The organism is Chryseobacterium sp. MMO-72 (assembly GCF_037146035.1).
Taxonomy (GTDB): Bacteria; Bacteroidota; Bacteroidia; order Flavobacteriales; family Weeksellaceae; genus Chryseobacterium; species Chryseobacterium indicum.
On sequence record NZ_JBBCWG010000019.1, the window covers coordinates 1 to 14,709 of the forward strand.

General features: G+C 29.5%; 21 protein-coding genes. 19 read left to right on the plus strand and 2 right to left on the minus strand.

Annotated features, from left to right (window positions below):
* The first annotated feature begins 173 nt into the window (after positions 1-173).
* The 9 genes from WFH39_RS19270 (at position 174) to WFH39_RS19305 (ending at position 4,993) form a co-directional block, all read left to right on the plus strand.
* Complete coding sequence (locus tag WFH39_RS19270; RefSeq protein WP_336691073.1) at positions 174-404, plus strand: hypothetical protein; 231 nt, start codon at positions 174-176, stop codon at positions 402-404.
* 23 nt (positions 405-427) lie between these two features.
* Positions 428-997, plus strand: a complete 570-nt coding sequence (locus tag WFH39_RS19275; protein WP_336691074.1) for a hypothetical protein — start codon at positions 428-430, stop codon at positions 995-997.
* A gap of 235 nt (positions 998-1,232) precedes the next feature.
* Positions 1,233-1,433 (plus strand): hypothetical protein, encoded by a 201-nt coding sequence (locus WFH39_RS19280; protein WP_336691075.1) that lies wholly within the window; start codon positions 1,233-1,235, stop codon positions 1,431-1,433.
* A gap of 179 nt (positions 1,434-1,612) precedes the next feature.
* The gene (locus tag WFH39_RS19285) at positions 1,613-1,939 is read left to right on the plus strand and encodes a hypothetical protein (protein ID WP_336691076.1); all 327 of its coding nucleotides are present in this window, start codon (positions 1,613-1,615) and stop codon (positions 1,937-1,939) included.
* An 83-nt stretch (positions 1,940-2,022) separates the two neighbouring features.
* Positions 2,023-2,787 carry a ParA family protein gene (locus WFH39_RS19290; RefSeq protein ID WP_336691077.1) on the plus strand — a complete coding sequence of 255 codons (765 nt, stop codon included), beginning with the start codon at positions 2,023-2,025 and terminating at the stop codon, positions 2,785-2,787.
* On the plus strand, positions 2,780-3,301 hold the full coding sequence (locus WFH39_RS19295; protein WP_336691078.1) for a hypothetical protein: 522 nt from the start codon (positions 2,780-2,782) through the stop codon (positions 3,299-3,301). Before WFH39_RS19290 ends, WFH39_RS19295 begins: the two co-directional genes overlap by 8 nt.
* Positions 3,288-3,506, plus strand: a complete 219-nt coding sequence (locus tag WFH39_RS21275) for a zinc ribbon domain-containing protein (protein ID WP_442891778.1) — start codon at positions 3,288-3,290, stop codon at positions 3,504-3,506. Before WFH39_RS19295 ends, WFH39_RS21275 begins: the two co-directional genes overlap by 14 nt.
* A gap of 99 nt (positions 3,507-3,605) precedes the next feature.
* The gene (locus tag WFH39_RS19300; RefSeq protein WP_336691079.1) at positions 3,606-3,860 is read left to right on the plus strand and encodes a hypothetical protein; all 255 of its coding nucleotides are present in this window, start codon (positions 3,606-3,608) and stop codon (positions 3,858-3,860) included.
* Complete coding sequence (locus WFH39_RS19305; RefSeq protein ID WP_336691080.1) at positions 3,857-4,993, plus strand: hypothetical protein; 1,137 nt, start codon at positions 3,857-3,859, stop codon at positions 4,991-4,993. The genes WFH39_RS19300 and WFH39_RS19305 overlap by 4 nt, the downstream gene beginning before the upstream one ends.
* A gap of 919 nt (positions 4,994-5,912) precedes the next feature.
* On the opposite strand, the gene WFH39_RS19310 is transcribed toward WFH39_RS19305, so the two are convergent.
* Together WFH39_RS19310 and WFH39_RS19315 are read right to left on the minus strand one after the other, a co-directional pair.
* Entirely contained in the window at positions 5,913-8,030 is a 2,118-nt protein-coding gene (locus tag WFH39_RS19310; protein WP_336691142.1) for a Tn3 family transposase, read from the minus strand.
* Positions 8,031-8,066: 36 nt separating this feature from the next.
* Positions 8,067-8,981 (minus strand): DUF4158 domain-containing protein, encoded by a 915-nt coding sequence (locus WFH39_RS19315; protein ID WP_336691081.1) that lies wholly within the window; start codon positions 8,979-8,981, stop codon positions 8,067-8,069.
* Between the two features lie 172 nt (positions 8,982-9,153).
* On the opposite strand from WFH39_RS19315, the gene WFH39_RS19320 reads away from it, so the two are divergent.
* The 10 genes from WFH39_RS19320 to WFH39_RS19365 all read left to right on the plus strand — a co-directional run bounded on the left by WFH39_RS19320 (position 9,154) and on the right by WFH39_RS19365 (position 14,696).
* Positions 9,154-9,762: a recombinase family protein gene (locus WFH39_RS19320; RefSeq protein ID WP_336691082.1), complete on the plus strand. Its 609-nt coding sequence runs from the start codon at positions 9,154-9,156 to the stop codon at positions 9,760-9,762.
* Positions 9,763-9,801: 39 nt separating this feature from the next.
* Positions 9,802-10,173 carry an ArsR/SmtB family transcription factor gene (locus WFH39_RS19325; protein ID WP_336691083.1) on the plus strand — a complete coding sequence of 124 codons (372 nt, stop codon included), beginning with the start codon at positions 9,802-9,804 and terminating at the stop codon, positions 10,171-10,173.
* Positions 10,170-10,772, plus strand: a complete 603-nt coding sequence (gene merTP / locus WFH39_RS19330) for a mercuric transport protein MerTP (RefSeq protein WP_336691084.1) — start codon at positions 10,170-10,172, stop codon at positions 10,770-10,772. The genes WFH39_RS19325 and merTP overlap by 4 nt, the downstream gene beginning before the upstream one ends.
* Positions 10,772-10,981: a GDCCVxC domain-containing (seleno)protein gene (locus WFH39_RS19335; protein WP_336691085.1), complete on the plus strand. Its 210-nt coding sequence runs from the start codon at positions 10,772-10,774 to the stop codon at positions 10,979-10,981. Before merTP ends, WFH39_RS19335 begins: the two co-directional genes overlap by 1 nt.
* Positions 10,982-11,181: 200 nt before the next feature.
* Positions 11,182-11,559, plus strand: coding sequence for a recombinase family protein (locus WFH39_RS19340; RefSeq protein ID WP_336691086.1), 378 nt, complete (start codon positions 11,182-11,184; stop codon positions 11,557-11,559).
* An 80-nt stretch (positions 11,560-11,639) separates the two neighbouring features.
* Entirely contained in the window at positions 11,640-12,029 is a 390-nt protein-coding gene (locus WFH39_RS19345; protein ID WP_336691087.1) for a hypothetical protein, read from the plus strand.
* A gap of 95 nt (positions 12,030-12,124) precedes the next feature.
* Entirely contained in the window at positions 12,125-13,009 is an 885-nt protein-coding gene (locus WFH39_RS19350; protein ID WP_336691088.1) for a DUF3347 domain-containing protein, read from the plus strand.
* A gap of 12 nt (positions 13,010-13,021) precedes the next feature.
* A complete protein-coding gene (locus WFH39_RS19355; RefSeq protein WP_336691089.1) occupies positions 13,022-13,543 on the plus strand; it encodes a DUF305 domain-containing protein in 522 nt (173 codons plus the stop codon).
* A 39-nt stretch (positions 13,544-13,582) separates the two neighbouring features.
* Complete coding sequence (locus WFH39_RS19360) at positions 13,583-14,245, plus strand: DUF3347 domain-containing protein (protein WP_336691090.1); 663 nt, start codon at positions 13,583-13,585, stop codon at positions 14,243-14,245.
* Position 14,246: 1 nt separating this feature from the next.
* Positions 14,247-14,696, plus strand: coding sequence for a heme-binding domain-containing protein (locus tag WFH39_RS19365; protein ID WP_336691091.1), 450 nt, complete (start codon positions 14,247-14,249; stop codon positions 14,694-14,696).
* Positions 14,697-14,709 lie beyond the last annotated feature (13 nt).

A 14,709-nucleotide genomic window follows, 5' to 3' on the forward strand; every position in this document is an offset into this window, starting at 1 on the left:
TCTTTGAAATCAACGGAAAAATCAAACCCCAAAATCCAAACTAAATTATGCTATTTAATCAGATACCCACCACTAAAGAAAAAGTCAAGGTTTCCTCGAAACCAAAGCATACAAACAATTTTAAACTTTATTATTAAATGTACTAAATAATCAATTTAATCAAAAAAAATATTATGACAACAATTCTAAAAAAGAAATTAACGATACTTCAAATCGAAAAACTTTTTGATGACAGAGAGACATTGAATATAAGATTTTTTAAGTGTATTGATGTAAATTTTTCTGAGGACTTCCTCGAGACACCTTTTCTTTATGTTATTTCATTGAGACATAATGAAAATGAAAATCCTAATGATTTGCTCAAAAAAGCAATCAATAAATTAAATATTAAATGTACTAAATAATCAATTTAATTAATAAAAATATCATGACAAAATTAGAGTTACAAAATAAACTAATCGAAGAAATTAAAAAAACTAAAGAGCTTATCTCTTCTGAAGAAGTAAACAACTATTTATATCATACCTTTTATAATTTGAGATTTTATTGCCTTCTTATTTTTAAAAAATCTCAATATAAGCCTATCTATTTTAAACCACATGAAACACTTGAAAAGCTTAATTTATTTTTAGCCGATCATAAGAAGAGAATTGAAGATATTGTAGAAAATGAAAAAAAAAGAAAAGAGGCTATAAAAAAACTACAAGAAACTATTCAGAAAGGCTCAATTCTTTATGCTTCATGGGGATATGAACAAACTAATATCAATTTTTATTTGGTAGTAGAGAGAAAAAAATCTACTTTGGTGCTTCAGGAAATAGGACAAAATAGAACTTATGAACATCAAGATAGCGGAACTTGTACTCCTAATACATCAATAATTATAGGAAAATCTTTTGAAAGAAGATTAACCAAATATGCAGGAGTAAAGATTAATGATGTTTATGATGCGAGTATTTATCAAGGAAAAAAATTATATTGGAGTTCATATTATTAAATGTACTAAATAATATATTTAATCATAAAAAGCCCTGAAAAGGGCTTTCAATAAATCTTAAAAATTTTATTATGAAGTATAAAATCAAACTACATTCAGATATTATAAGCCTACCATTTGCAATTTTATTAATTATTATTGGAGCTATTTTGACCATGATAATAGAAAACTTATAAATTATTAAATGTACTAAATAAATAATTTAGTACATTTGATTTCTCAAATGACAATTATTATGAAAAATATAAAATATGTGAAATTCGAAGTTCTTAAAATTATTGATGCAAGAAAGTCAGGGTCTACAATAGAAATTGGAAACATATACATCGGCGAATATCATATAAAATCTAATTGGATTTATTTTAGTGATATAAATGAGCAGGAATGGTGTTTTTATGTTGATGATACTTGCCGAATTTTAGATGATGAAATTTAATTATTAAATGTACTAAATAATCACTATATTGAAGGCGAAGTTTAATGTAGTATTGTAAACAGATAAATTAACAGTTAAGTAAAATTAAAGACATTTGTATAAGTAAAAAATTATACTTTATGTTTTATGCATGAGAAGTATTAGATATTGAAAAAATATAAAGTAAAACGATCAGAATTATGGCAAGGATTAATTTAAGACCCGATATTATTTATGTTAAAGATCTAACAGAAAGTGACAAAGATAACTTTGAAAAAATAATGACAAAATTAAAGTTAACCAATAATGGAGAAGCTGTAAAAAGGATTTTCTCTGAGTATTTGAATAATGAGAGTACCAGAATTGAACAATCACATGAAATAATCCGACTTAGTCATGAACTGGAAAAAGCTCAAGAAGAAAGGGTTAATTTTATTAGTAATGCTGAAACTTTGATCGAATCTCTTTCTAAAGTTGAGGATAATCTAAAGAAAGCGAAGAAAGAATTAACTAAACTAAGTAAATAAAAATGGTTCGTTATTCGTTCCAGGATCTTACAGATATCATATGATTCCGGAACGAGTTTAACGAATTAAAAAATAAATATAAAATGATCGCAAAAACAATTTCAATATTTACCCAAAAAGGAGGTGTTTCTAAAACTACAAGTACAATAAATATTTCTGGTGTGCTTGCAGAAATAGGATTTAAAGTTTTAGTTATTGATTTTGACACTCAGTGCCATTTATCTTTAGGATATGGCTTGGAAGAAGAGAATGAATACACAGTAGAAAATTTTCTTCACTCTTCAGAAGAACCCATATATACCCAGAGAGGAAAAAACAATTCAATTTCAATATTGGCAGGAAACTTGAAGTTAAGAACAGCCAATTTAAAACGGGATAGTCTGAAAAAAGCACTTAAGAGAGTAGAAAATAATTTTGATTTCATTTTGATAGATTGCCCACCAAAACCGATTAGCGAAGATTTAACATTTGGAGAGATCGCAGTTTTTGCATCTGATTATATAATTTCTCCAGTCGATTATGACGTTTTTACATTAGATGGTGTAACTAAGTTAATTATAGCAATAAATCAATTAAAGTCAGAAAAAGGATTGAGAGCAGATTATTTAGGTTTTTTCTTTGCTAAAGTAGAAGAAAATACCAGAGATTTTAAGGAAACATATAGGGAGTTATTAGAAAGTGAAATATCTAATTTGTTGTTTAAAAGTTATGTTCGTAAAAATGCCTTCATAAGAACCAGTATAAGTGAAGGAGAATCTGCTGTCTATTTAAAGCCTTTTAATCCTGTTTCTATGGACTATCGAAAATTGACGGACGAATTGCTAAGTAAAATAAAGGATAATGGATAATAAAGGAAAAAAGAGGGGTTTGCAGGCATTAACTAAAGCAGGCTCAAATTTAAAAGAAACGACTGAGAAGATTAAAGAAGAAAAACCGGAGTTTTCCACAGAGAATAATATTATCTTTTCTTTTAATCTTAATAAAGATTTATTACTGTATATTAAGCAACTACGTATTTTTAAAATACATAGTGATTTAAGTCATTACTTATATAATGAGAGTGATGCCGTAAGAGAGGGAATACAATTATTAAAGAAAGCATTTCCAAATATTTCGCAAAGACCTGATGAAATTAAAAATCCTGCAAAGGCAGGAAGAGGAGCTAAAAGTGACCCGAATATTATAAGATCTAGAACATCTTTTGCAATTAGTGAAGCTGATGTAGAATTTGTTTATAATTTTATTTATGACAAGCAAAAAGGAGGAGATAGATACACAAAAGAAGAATTTTTTTGCTTACTAGTTGAGCATTTAGAAAAAAAATATAAAATTAGAAAATTAGAAGGGAATGGCTCTAATTAATTGTCCTGAATGTGGTAAGAGAATTTCTAATCAAGCAGAAAGCTGTCCGAATTGTGGGCATCCAATTAATTTTATAAAATATGAGAAAAACAACAGGGAAGGATGCTTTTTGCAAACACTAAATGTTGGCTGCTTAATGATACTTATATTCTTTGCTATTATTGTTATTTTAATATTAGTTCTGACAGTAATTAAATTTAGATAATAATAAGTCACATGATGGAGAAATAAAAAGAGCCTTAATAAAAATTAAAGCCCATAACATCTGAAGATGTTTTTTCCTAGTCCAAATATACAAAAAATTATGAAAACTAAAGAGAGTGAAGGTTTTTTTTGTGTGGTGTATTTTTCAGATACAAAAAAAACTGTATGGTATAGAAAAACATGGCAGCCATCTAAATTGGCAAAGACTTTAAATAATTGGCTTTGGATAAAAGTTTATATTAATAAGGACGACTATTTTTTGAATCCAAAGGCAAACAATTATCTCGCGATTTTTGACAAAAATAATCCAATACAAGAATTTACTTTTAAACCTTACATGAAAAAGAACTTATGAAAAAGATTAATAAGCCAAATTCTCAAAAAGTTTCTAAAACCTTTGAAGAACACGAACCACAATTATTTACTTTATATCCGAATGAATTAATTGATTTCTTAGGAGGTGCTGAGCCATTAAAGAAATTAAATATTTATGGTCATAGGATAATTTACGTAATTATGGAAATGCTAAAAACGACACAAGTACATAAAATTTCCGCAAACGAGGCGAAAGAAATTATTTCTAATGATCTTACTATTAAGGATGGAAGGTTTATTTCTTTGGCTGAAATAAAAGCAGAAGAAATAGAGAAAAGAAGGATTCTTGAATCTGGGAAAAAACTTGCTATTATTGAAGAAAATTATTTTGCAGATAATTTTAATATGTTCCAAATGATTATACCTACAAAAGCTTTAAATGATAATGGAAATATAAAAGTTAAAGATAATAGTGTTTTTAATGAACAGTTACAGATAATGAAAACCTTAGGAACTCATAAAGTGAAATCACAATCCGGGAATGAAGTTCTAACAGCAAATTTCATAGAATTACCAATTTATAATAAAGGAGATAACTATGTTAGATTCTATATTTCGAAACCAACAGCGCAAATGCTCTTAAATAATATTGATGGTTATTCGAAAGTTTACAGGAGTATTTTATTTTCAACTCCATCAACTATGCCATTAAATGTTTATCTGTATATTAAAAAGAAATTAGGGAAAATGAATGGGGGTAATATAGGGATTAAAAAATTTGTAAGTGAATTAGGGCTGGCGGAGCACTATTATAAGAAATCAAAATTAATTGTATTTCTTACAGGAATAAAGAACAAATTGAATGAAATTGGGAATATATCTTTCGGCTTTACAATTCAGGACGAAAATATCGTTTTTAGCCTATACGAAACCAAAAATACTGTATTGGTAGAATATTCCTCTAATGATGAGTATAAAGCAAGCAATGCATTAAAATACATTAAAAAGAAACGCAAGCTAGATGAAAAACAAATTTTAATTGTAAAGAAAAAATTTAATGAACATGGATATGAAAAGATGAGTGCAATCACGGCAAGTAGATTAAATGCCGAAATTACTGGAATAGAGTATTTGAAATGGTTTATAAATAAATGTTTAGAAATGGGATTATAATACCCCCATTCAAAGTTCCTATTATTTTTAATACCCCCATCAAAAGTTCCTAACAATTATTACCCCCACTGGAATTCCTTGTTACCCCCACTGGAATTCCTTGGTACCCCCATTAAAAATATTTATTACCCCCATTGAATTTCTCAGTTACCCCCATTGAATTTCTCAGTTACCCCCATTGAATTTCCCTGCAAATAATTTAGAAATACCATTTTCAGGAACATTTTTCACGTTTTTGTGAGTCTACTAATAATATAATTAAATTTAATATAATAACTTATTTATTAAATATAATAGGAGTTCGCCAATAGGCTCACATACTTTTATTTGTCCTAGCGGACAATTTTTTTTATAGTCGGAAAAAACATTCAGATTTAATAGATGCTATCTATCAAAGAAAAAGTTGCGCAAAAAAGAAAGTTTAAATATCTCTTTTTACGGAAAACCACATATAATATTGTTGACATCTTTTTATCTTCGAAATAGATATGAAAGAGCTGAACCAAATTTTAAAAGACTTGGATAATCTATCGAGTAATCAATCAAGAAAAGATTATCTTCTATCTATTTGTAAGAATCCAAATATAAAGCGGCATGATTTAAAACGAATCGCTTGTAATATTCTCATTGAGAATAATTTTATAGAAAAATATTACAGAGAGAGTTTCTTGGTCTCTTTAGAGAATCTGCTTCTTGAAAAATTTTCTATATTTAATAAAAGCCTCAGTTTTATTTTTAGTATTTAAATTTTACATTATCTTAAAACGTAAGTTTTATGAGATTTTCAAAGATGTGAATTTCTAAATCTTACTTTTTTTAATATATTTCTCAAAATCTCGTATCATTAAACAAAGTTTCATAAATTTACGTAGTAGGCTTCAAACCAAAAATGGGACAAAATGTTCATTTCAAGCCATAATTAATTAATATTTAATGAGTTAATCTTAATCATATCGAATGGTGGTTTCTCAATATCAATTACAAAATCATACTCCCCATGCATATTAACATGCTGCCAGGTCATTATAGAGCTATTTTTCATTAATTCTATATTCTCTTGTATTTTCTCCTTCTGCTCAATTTCGGAAAGTTTATTTGAGATAAAAAGATAGTTCCATAAGATAATTGCATTTTGAATTAAGTGCCTGCATGCTACAGCAATTTCTTGCTCTTCTTTTGTCTCATATTTAAATTCCTGATTGTTGCCAAAAAAAACAGCTTTAGCAAAAAGATGTGATAGTTCAATTTTATTCAATTGTTTTTCAATGTTTTGTCTTAAAGAAGGTTCATCAAAATACCGTAATAAAAATAAAGTTTTATGAATTCTACCAATTTCTTTCATTGCTTTATATAAAGGATGTTGCTTTGAATAAGAGCTTAATCGTTTCAAAATAATAGAAGCCTTAACTTCTCCCAACTTAATTGAACATAATAATCTCAATATATTTTCCCATTGCTCTTTAATGATGCTCTCATCTATATACATACTTTTTGAAGGAAGAATTTTATAACCTTTGCTTTCATAAGTATTTCTTGGAAAATCTTTAAATGTGTATAAAAGTTGATCATTGTAATTTTTTATTCTTGGAGCAAATAAAATTCCTAAAGAATTGCATACCCCAAATATGATTTCACTATATCCATGAGTGTCTGTAGAATGCATGTCACTATCTATATCTTTGTTATGAAGAAGTCCATCAAGTATATATCCAGCTTCTCTTTCAGAAGCACTAATTACACTGTTATAAAAAAGCTTACTTTTTTCATCAATAAAACTATAAGCGGAAATACCTTTTCCGGTTCCAAAATATTTAAAAGAATGAGTTGCATTGATTGAAGGAACAGTTACGTTAAATTTTTGTCCATCACTTGAAGTGTGTAATGAATCTTTTTTCTGAAGGTATATTTTGGGTAGTGAAAGTTTGTCCGTAATTTCTAAAATCATTTGATTCGCTTCATCAATATTATCCCTACTAAAAAACCATCTTACTACATATTCTAATTTATCAGCTCCGATACCTGTAGATATTTTACACATTTTCCTTACACCAATATTGCATCCTAAAGCTATAACTGCTGCATAAATAATATTTCCTGCAGGAGAATCTTTACTTGATTTTCGACTGTAGTGTAGAAAAGAGGAAGTAAAATCTGTCGAATAATTTATGTCTGATAATATTTTTGTAAGAGGAATATAAACATTTTCTCCAATAGCCTCATGAACAAAATGACTTGTTACTTCGGTCAATTTTGGGGTGGTTACTCTTGGTTTATTATCTTTCCCAAACTTTAGGTATTCGTTCGTTAGAATATTTTCGTTGGTTTTTTTATAATGCTCAACCAAATTTTCTTTTAGAAGTAGCAGAGCATCTTTCATTTCATACATATGATTAATATTCGCTCTTTCAATCAATTCTTTTTTTTCCAAATTCCATCGGTTGTATCCAATTAAATAATCATCAATTGATTTATACTTATCAGAAAATCTAAGATTAAGCGTACCACCTTTTATATGATTAGCAGCCTCTCGGAACAAAAATATTTTATACATCTGCGGATTAAATTCGCCATTCTCAGTGAATAACCATTTCTGTTCATTTTTAGGAATAAAATCACGAGGTGCCGTATGGGTTATTTTTCCATTTTTAGCTTGATAATTTTTAATAACAGATATCATATTGGAATCAGACATTTCAGTATTGAACTCAAGCATTAATAGTATTCCGGCAACTCTATTATGAATTTTTCTATATCCATTATTCAGCTCCTTAAAGAATAATTCTTCTTTCAATGCAGCAGTTCCTAAATTTTCAAGTTTATCAATTTCCTGAATAATATCATCATGTAAAGAATGATTTTCAGAAGTGAAAATATCTTTTATTAAACTGAGTTTTTGAGAATCTACATACTGATTAGTGAAGATTATTTGCTTTACCTTTTCTAATTGTTTTTTCGAAGAAAAAATAATATTCCTAATTTTTGCCAGTTGTTTTTGTTTATTAGGTTTTAAGTCTTTCTTTAAAAAGTCGTTTGCAATAGACTTATTGGCATTATTATAATATTTTTGAACAACCTAAAGAAAGATGTCAACGAATGCATCCTGACGGATTCGATACTGATAAATAATAAATGATACTATGTAAAGTCTTTTTCTTTCAATATCTCTAATACTGTCAAACTGTATATGCTCTGCTTTTAGTACCCAAACAGCATAATAATTTAATATACCTGAAATCTCATTTAATTTAGTAATATTAGAAAGATGAAAATGGATATCCCGGATAATATTGAAATCATCAATACTCTGTTTAATTTTTCTCGGAGTTATTGTTTGAATAACCTTTTTTAATTTAGTTATTAAATAGGGATTCTTAGAAGTTACTTCGTCATTGTTGGAAGGAAGGTTCATCATTTCATCCAATAATTTTTTTTGAGTTATACTAAGATTTTTATCGACCAGGTTAACTAAGTTTTGTTCAAATACATTTAAAGATTTGGATATGGTCTGGGCAAAAATATAATGTTTAGGCTGTTCAATTTTTTTTTCTTCTAAAAATGAAATTAGAGAATAAAAAATTTCTTTTGGTCTTTGCGGAGTTTTAACTAATTCTAAAGCTTCTTTTTCAAATAAAGTGATACAATCAGAGAAAGCACGATATCCGAATTTATTTAAAATAAAAAATCTATGCTGAGTATATAAAGATCTTTTATATTCTGTAATGTCTATCTTATATTCTAATCCACATAATTTTGAAACATAATTTATATCTTCTTCTCTAAACTGGCTTGGTACAAAAAATTTTTTTTGAGCTAAAAAATAACCTTTTTGGAGAATATATCCGACAATCGTAATGTCTTTCCTTAAATTAGGTTCAAGATTGTTGTCAAACTCTAATGTAAACAATACTTTTTTTTCATCGATTGTTAATTCAGCGGGATTATCGAAAAGCTCAACATCTTTATCTTTTAAAAGATTTATTCTAGGCATCAGAAATATTTTGTGAATATAAATATATTATAAATTTGTAAATCCCAAAATTAGACTATAGTTTAACATTGGGATGAAAATCAGAGTGTAGCCATACAATTTAACTGAAATGATTTTATCCCAAAAATACCCATCCTAAAATTGGGAAATTTTATTTATAATAAATATAAAAATGAAAGCAAGATATATCAGGGTATCAACCTTAAATCAAAAAATTGAAAGACAGCTAGAAAGACAGTATTCTGCTGAAAAAATTTATATCGATAAAATAAGTGGCTCAATTCCATTTAATCAGAGACCTTCTGCAAAGGAACTTCTCAATGACATTGGAAAAAGTGAAATCCACTATATTAGCGTTTCTAGTATAGATAGACTAGGAAGAAACACGCTTGATGTTTTACAGACAATTGAGAAACTGCACAAAAGTAATATTTGTTTAAAAGTAGACAACTTAGGCTTGGAAAGTTTGGTGGAAGGGAAAGAGAATCCTACATTTAAATTGATAATAAGTGTTTTAGCAAATATCGGCGAAATGGAAAGGAATTCCATACTGGAACGGCAAAGAGAAGGAATCCAAATTGCAAAAATCAATGGAACTTATAAAGGGAGATTGAAGGATACAGCAGAATCTACAGAGGAGTTTTTAGCTAAATACCCAACTGTCATTAATTATTTAAAGAGAAAAAATCCACCAACTATTATTGAGATTGCAAAACTAACTGATTGCTCCAAAAATACGGTTCAAAAAGTCAAAAATAAAATAAAAGCATTTGTTATTTAAGCAATTGCTTAAATAACAAATATATTCTATATTTGTAAGATGGATATTACATGTATCAGGCAACAGGCAGATGCTCAACAAATAGTTCGTTGCAAAGAAAGGGTTTCAGAATTAAATACTTCTTTTGATCAACTATCAAATGGACTTGATCTTGTTGGTAATAAAGTAAGACTAAAAATTCTTTTTTTATTTTTTGAAGAAAAACGGCTGTGTGTTTGTGATTTGGCTGATATTTTAGGAATGACCATTCCAGCAATTTCTCAGCATTTGCGAAAACTCAAAGACCGTAAACTAATTGAAACGGAAAGAAAAGCACAAACTATTTTTTACTCATTGACAATAGAGTATGAAAAAATGTTGACCCCATTTTTTGAAATACTTGATGATAATAAAATTTTAGAAACAATATGAAAACGGACAACAGACTAATCGGCACTGGACTTTTGACAGCAATTGCAGCTTCATTATGTTGCATTACACCTGTTTTAGCTCTAATAGCAGGGACAAGTGGGGTTGCTTCAACTTTTTCTTGGCTAGAACCTTTCCGACCATATTTTCTTAGCTTGACAATTTTAGTGCTTGGTTTTGCTTGGTTTCAAAAGTTGAAACCGCAAAAGAAAATTGACTGTGACTGTGAAATAACTGAAAAATCTAATTTTATGCAAACAAAATCATTTTTAGGAATTATTACCGTTATGGCGGCTTTACTTTTATCATTTCCGCTTTATGCTCACATCTTTTTCCCAAAGACTGAAAGTAAAGCAGCTATTACCCAAACCTCCAAAATTCAGAAAGTTGAATTTACAATTAAAGGAATGACCTGTTCAGGTTGCGAACATCACGTTAAAACAGAAGTTATGAAACTAAAAGGAATTGTGGAAGTTGTGGTTTCTTATGAGAAAGGCAATGCCATTGTTAAGTTTGATAACAAACAAACAAGTATTGCAGAAATCGAAAAAGCTATCAATTCGACTGGTTATAAATCACTAAAAAGCAAAATTATATCATAATGGAAATTAAATTACAATCAACTATAACTTGTCCAAACTGCGGATCCCAAAAAGAGGAAACAATGCCAACAGATGCTTGCCAATACTTTTATGAATGTGAAAATTGTAAGACAATATTAAAGGCATTAAAAGGCGACTGTTGCGTGTATTGTAGTTATGGTACTGTAAAATGCCCACCAATCCAGTTGGGAAATGTATGTTGTAAATAAATTGAAATTTTATATTTAAAGAGCCGATTCTTAATAAGAATCGGCTTATTTAGTTCTGGAAACATTCATATTATTTAATCTAAAGTGAACCCTTTCATTTTCTGAAAGGGAGTTTCTTTTCTGGATTATTTTCTTCCTTCGCAATAATATATAAATCAACTAATTAAACCTCAAAGTGTAAATTTTGTCCCATTTTTGGTTTGAAGCCAACTATTGAAAAATTACATCAGAATAAAATTTGTTTAAGGGTAGATAATTTAGGATTGGAAAGTTGGATAGGGGGCAGAGAAAATCCAACATTTAAATTAATTATAAGTGTTTTAGCTAATATCAGTGAGATGGAAAGAAATTCTTTATTGGAAAGACAAAAAGAGGGAATTGCCATTGCAAAAGCTAAAGGAACCTATAAAGGGAGATTAAAAAACACAACAGAATCAGCAGAACAGTTTTTATCAAAATATTCTGGTGTTGTTAATTATTTGAACAAAAAAAATCCTCCAACTATAATTGAAATAGCTAAATTAACGGACTGCTCAAAGAATACAGTACAGAAAGTAAAGAAGTACATGAAAAATTAGTTTCAAAAACAGTCATAATTTTCGTATTAAAACATTAATAAAAATATTTTGATCACAAAATATATCGTAACTTTGCAGTATTGAAAACCTTCAGTAAACATATTAGTTTCATCATTTTATTATGTTTGGCATTTTTTCTAATACCAAATATAGGATTTGCTTGTACGAAGGAAGAAATAAAAAAAGAGCAAAAATCCTGTTCAAAAAACCAATCTACAAAAGCAGAAAAAAAAGATTGTTGTAAAACAAAATCCTGCAAAAAAGATAAAGACCATAATGATTGTAATGGTAAGTGCAAGCACAGTTCCTGCAGATGCAGCACTTCTTCATCTTCTTTAAGCCTACCAATACCAATAGATTTAAAAACTACAAACCATTTTGCTGAAATTAAAAAGCAAAAATTCGGTTTCAAACAAGCCTATTACTCTTCGGGATACTCATCCATTTGGCAACCTCCTAAAATAGGCTAAAATGATGGCTTGTCAGCCATTATTATGTCTTGTCGAAAACTAAATCCTGTTTTCGCAACCCTTTCGTATATCTTATTAAATTAAAAATTTTCAAAATGAAATCAATATCAAAAATATTGATGGTAGTCACCGTATTACTATCAGCTGTAAACAGTTTTGCACAAATCAAAAATGCAAAAACAGAAAGCGTAAAAATATATGGCAACTGTGAAATGTGTAAAACAAACATAGAAAAAGCAGGAAACGTAAAAAATGTAGCTATTGTAGAATGGAATAAAGACACCAAAATGGCTACACTCAGCTATGATGATAAAAAAACAAATCAGGATGAAATACTGAAACGTATTGCTTTAGCTGGTTATGACAGTGAGAAATTTTTAGCCCCGGATGATGCATATGCAAAATTATCCGGATGTTGCCAGTACAACAGAGAATTAAAGCCAGTAGCAAAATCTAATGATACAGGGATGGATATGAAAAACGAACACGCAAACCATAACCACAACGAAATGGCTAAAGCAAATGCTGCCGAAACTCCAAATGCACCGCAACTGAAAGCCGTTTTCGAGAACTATTTTTCAGTAAAAGATGCCTTAGTAAAAACGGATGCAGTTACTTCTTCTGCAAAAGCTAATGAATTGGTAAAAGCCATCAAAGGAGTGGAAATGACAAAGCTTTCTACTGAAGAGCATACCGTTTGGATGAAAGTAATGAAAGACTTAACGGTTAATGCCGAAAAAATTGCTATTTCCAAAGATGCTGCTAAACAAAGAGAAACTTTCGCTTTGCTTTCAAAAAATATGTATGAATTAACTAAGGTTTCAAAACAAGAAAAAGCTGTTTATTATCTGCATTGCCCAATGTATAACAATGGCAAAGGTGCTAATTGGTTGAGCAAAGAAGAAGCGGTTAAAAATCCATATTATGGTTCTCAAATGCTTACCTGTGGTAGTGTTCAAGAAACAATTAACAGTAAATAAAATTACACCGTTATGGAAAATACAGAAAACAAACACGATATACAACACCACACCGCAAGTGAAGGGCATAACGCTAAACATTCTTTAGCAATGTACAAACGGTTTGCTGTAATGGCTGTAGCAATGTTCGCAGCAATGTATTTCATTATGTATGCTATGATTGACGGGTTGAACAATCTTATCCCGAACATCAATAATTTATATATGACCCTGCTGATGGTTTCGGCAATGTTGATTATTGAATTATTGATAATGAAAGGAATGTATCAAAACAAAAAAATCAATTGGGCAATCATTACATTTTCCTTAGCAATTGGGATTTTCTCTTGGTTTGGCATTAGGGAACAAATCAATGTGGGCGATAAAGAATTTGTAAAAGGAATGATACCACACCACGCAGCAGCCGTATTGATGTCCGAAAAGGCAAAGCTTACAGACCCCGAACTTATAGAATTACAAAAAAATATACTCGAAACACAGGCAAAGGAAATAGAATTTATGAAGCGAAAGCTGAAAGAATTTCAAAACAAATAAGTCACTAAAATTTCTTTAACAACATTAAATAGCATTAAAATGAAAAATATATTTTTCTCAATCATCGCATTAGCAGCAGTTCTTACAATTACAGTTTCCTGCAATCAGACTTCCAATAAAAACAGCGACCAACCAGCTAAGGATACGACATCAATAGCTGAAACTCAAAATGTGCCATCATCAACTCAAAATGGCACTGTAAGCACCGTTGTATCAAATGATACCACAGCAAAAAAAGCTGACCAACCGGAAGAAAAAGTAATAGCGCAAAATTTCTCAATCGCACCCATTGTTAAAGATTATTTGGCTTTAAAAAATGCACTGGTTGCAGATAATGATAAAGCTGCAGCCAACGCAGGCAAAAAGTTGTTTAGCACCTTGAAAAATGTAGATATGAAAGCCATACCTGCAAACAAGCATAAACAATATATGGAGATAGCGGAAAATGCAAAAGAAAATGCCGAACATATTGGCGACAATGCCGGAAAAATAGACCACCAAAGAGAACATTTAGCATCACTAAGTAAAGATGTTTCAGACCTTATTGCACTGTTCGGAACTACCCAAAAATTATATCAGGACTATTGCCCGATGTACAATGATGGCAAAGGTGCTGTTTGGATCAGTGAAGCTAAGGCTATCAAAAATCCTTATTATGGCAGTAAAATGCTTACCTGTGGTTCTTTAAAAAAGGAGTTGTAAAATGAAGAAAGTATTAAAGATAATTTTAGCATTAGTGCTGTTTATTTTTATTGCGATACAATTTTATCAGCCTGCCCTCAATGTTGATAAAGGGCAGGTTTATACAACCGATTTTTCCCAAGTCTATAAAATGCCTGTTGAAGTAAAAACAATTCTGCATACCTCTTGTTACGATTGCCATAGCAACAATACCAACTACATGTGGTATGATCATGTACAGCCTGCAAGAACAATGGTAGAAAATCACATCGAAGATGCAAAAAAAGAGTTAAACTTCAATGAATGGGGTTCATACTCAAATCGGAAACAGGAAAGATTATTAAACTCAATTAAAGAACAAATCGAGACTAAGCAAATGCCTTTATCATCATACACCATGATGCACAAAAATGCAAAGCTGAAAGATGAGCAAATTAAAATATTAACCAATTGGCTAAAAGATCAGCGATAAGTTTCATTAAAAA

Excerpts from the sequence above, each read along its gene's own strand:
- WFH39_RS19355 (WP_336691089.1), top strand. The coding sequence starts at position 13,022 with ATGGAAAATACAGAAAACAAACACGATATACAACACCACACCGCAAGT.
- WFH39_RS19350 (WP_336691088.1), top strand. The coding sequence starts at position 12,125 with ATGAAATCAATATCAAAAATATTGATGGTAGTCACCGTATTACTATCA.
- WFH39_RS19365 (WP_336691091.1), top strand. The coding sequence starts at position 14,247 with ATGAAGAAAGTATTAAAGATAATTTTAGCATTAGTGCTGTTTATTTTT.
- WFH39_RS19280 (WP_336691075.1), top strand. The coding sequence starts at position 1,233 with ATGAAAAATATAAAATATGTGAAATTCGAAGTTCTTAAAATTATTGAT.
- WFH39_RS19305 (WP_336691080.1), top strand. The coding sequence starts at position 3,857 with ATGAAAAAGATTAATAAGCCAAATTCTCAAAAAGTTTCTAAAACCTTT.
- WFH39_RS19285 (WP_336691076.1), top strand. The coding sequence starts at position 1,613 with ATGGCAAGGATTAATTTAAGACCCGATATTATTTATGTTAAAGATCTA.
- WFH39_RS19325 (WP_336691083.1), top strand. The coding sequence starts at position 9,802 with ATGGATATTACATGTATCAGGCAACAGGCAGATGCTCAACAAATAGTT.
- WFH39_RS19315 (WP_336691081.1), bottom strand. The coding sequence starts at position 8,981 with ATGCCTAGAATAAATCTTTTAAAAGATAAAGATGTTGAGCTTTTCGAT.
- WFH39_RS19320 (WP_336691082.1), top strand. The coding sequence starts at position 9,154 with ATGAAAGCAAGATATATCAGGGTATCAACCTTAAATCAAAAAATTGAA.
- WFH39_RS19335 (WP_336691085.1), top strand. The coding sequence starts at position 10,772 with ATGGAAATTAAATTACAATCAACTATAACTTGTCCAAACTGCGGATCC.
- WFH39_RS19300 (WP_336691079.1), top strand. The coding sequence starts at position 3,606 with ATGAAAACTAAAGAGAGTGAAGGTTTTTTTTGTGTGGTGTATTTTTCA.
- WFH39_RS19360 (WP_336691090.1), top strand. The coding sequence starts at position 13,583 with ATGAAAAATATATTTTTCTCAATCATCGCATTAGCAGCAGTTCTTACA.
- WFH39_RS19270 (WP_336691073.1), top strand. The coding sequence starts at position 174 with ATGACAACAATTCTAAAAAAGAAATTAACGATACTTCAAATCGAAAAA.
- WFH39_RS19290 (WP_336691077.1), top strand. The coding sequence starts at position 2,023 with ATGATCGCAAAAACAATTTCAATATTTACCCAAAAAGGAGGTGTTTCT.
- WFH39_RS21275 (WP_442891778.1), top strand. The coding sequence starts at position 3,288 with ATGGCTCTAATTAATTGTCCTGAATGTGGTAAGAGAATTTCTAATCAA.
- WFH39_RS19295 (WP_336691078.1), top strand. The coding sequence starts at position 2,780 with ATGGATAATAAAGGAAAAAAGAGGGGTTTGCAGGCATTAACTAAAGCA.
- WFH39_RS19275 (WP_336691074.1), top strand. The coding sequence starts at position 428 with ATGACAAAATTAGAGTTACAAAATAAACTAATCGAAGAAATTAAAAAA.
- merTP (WP_336691084.1), top strand. The coding sequence starts at position 10,170 with ATGAAAACGGACAACAGACTAATCGGCACTGGACTTTTGACAGCAATT.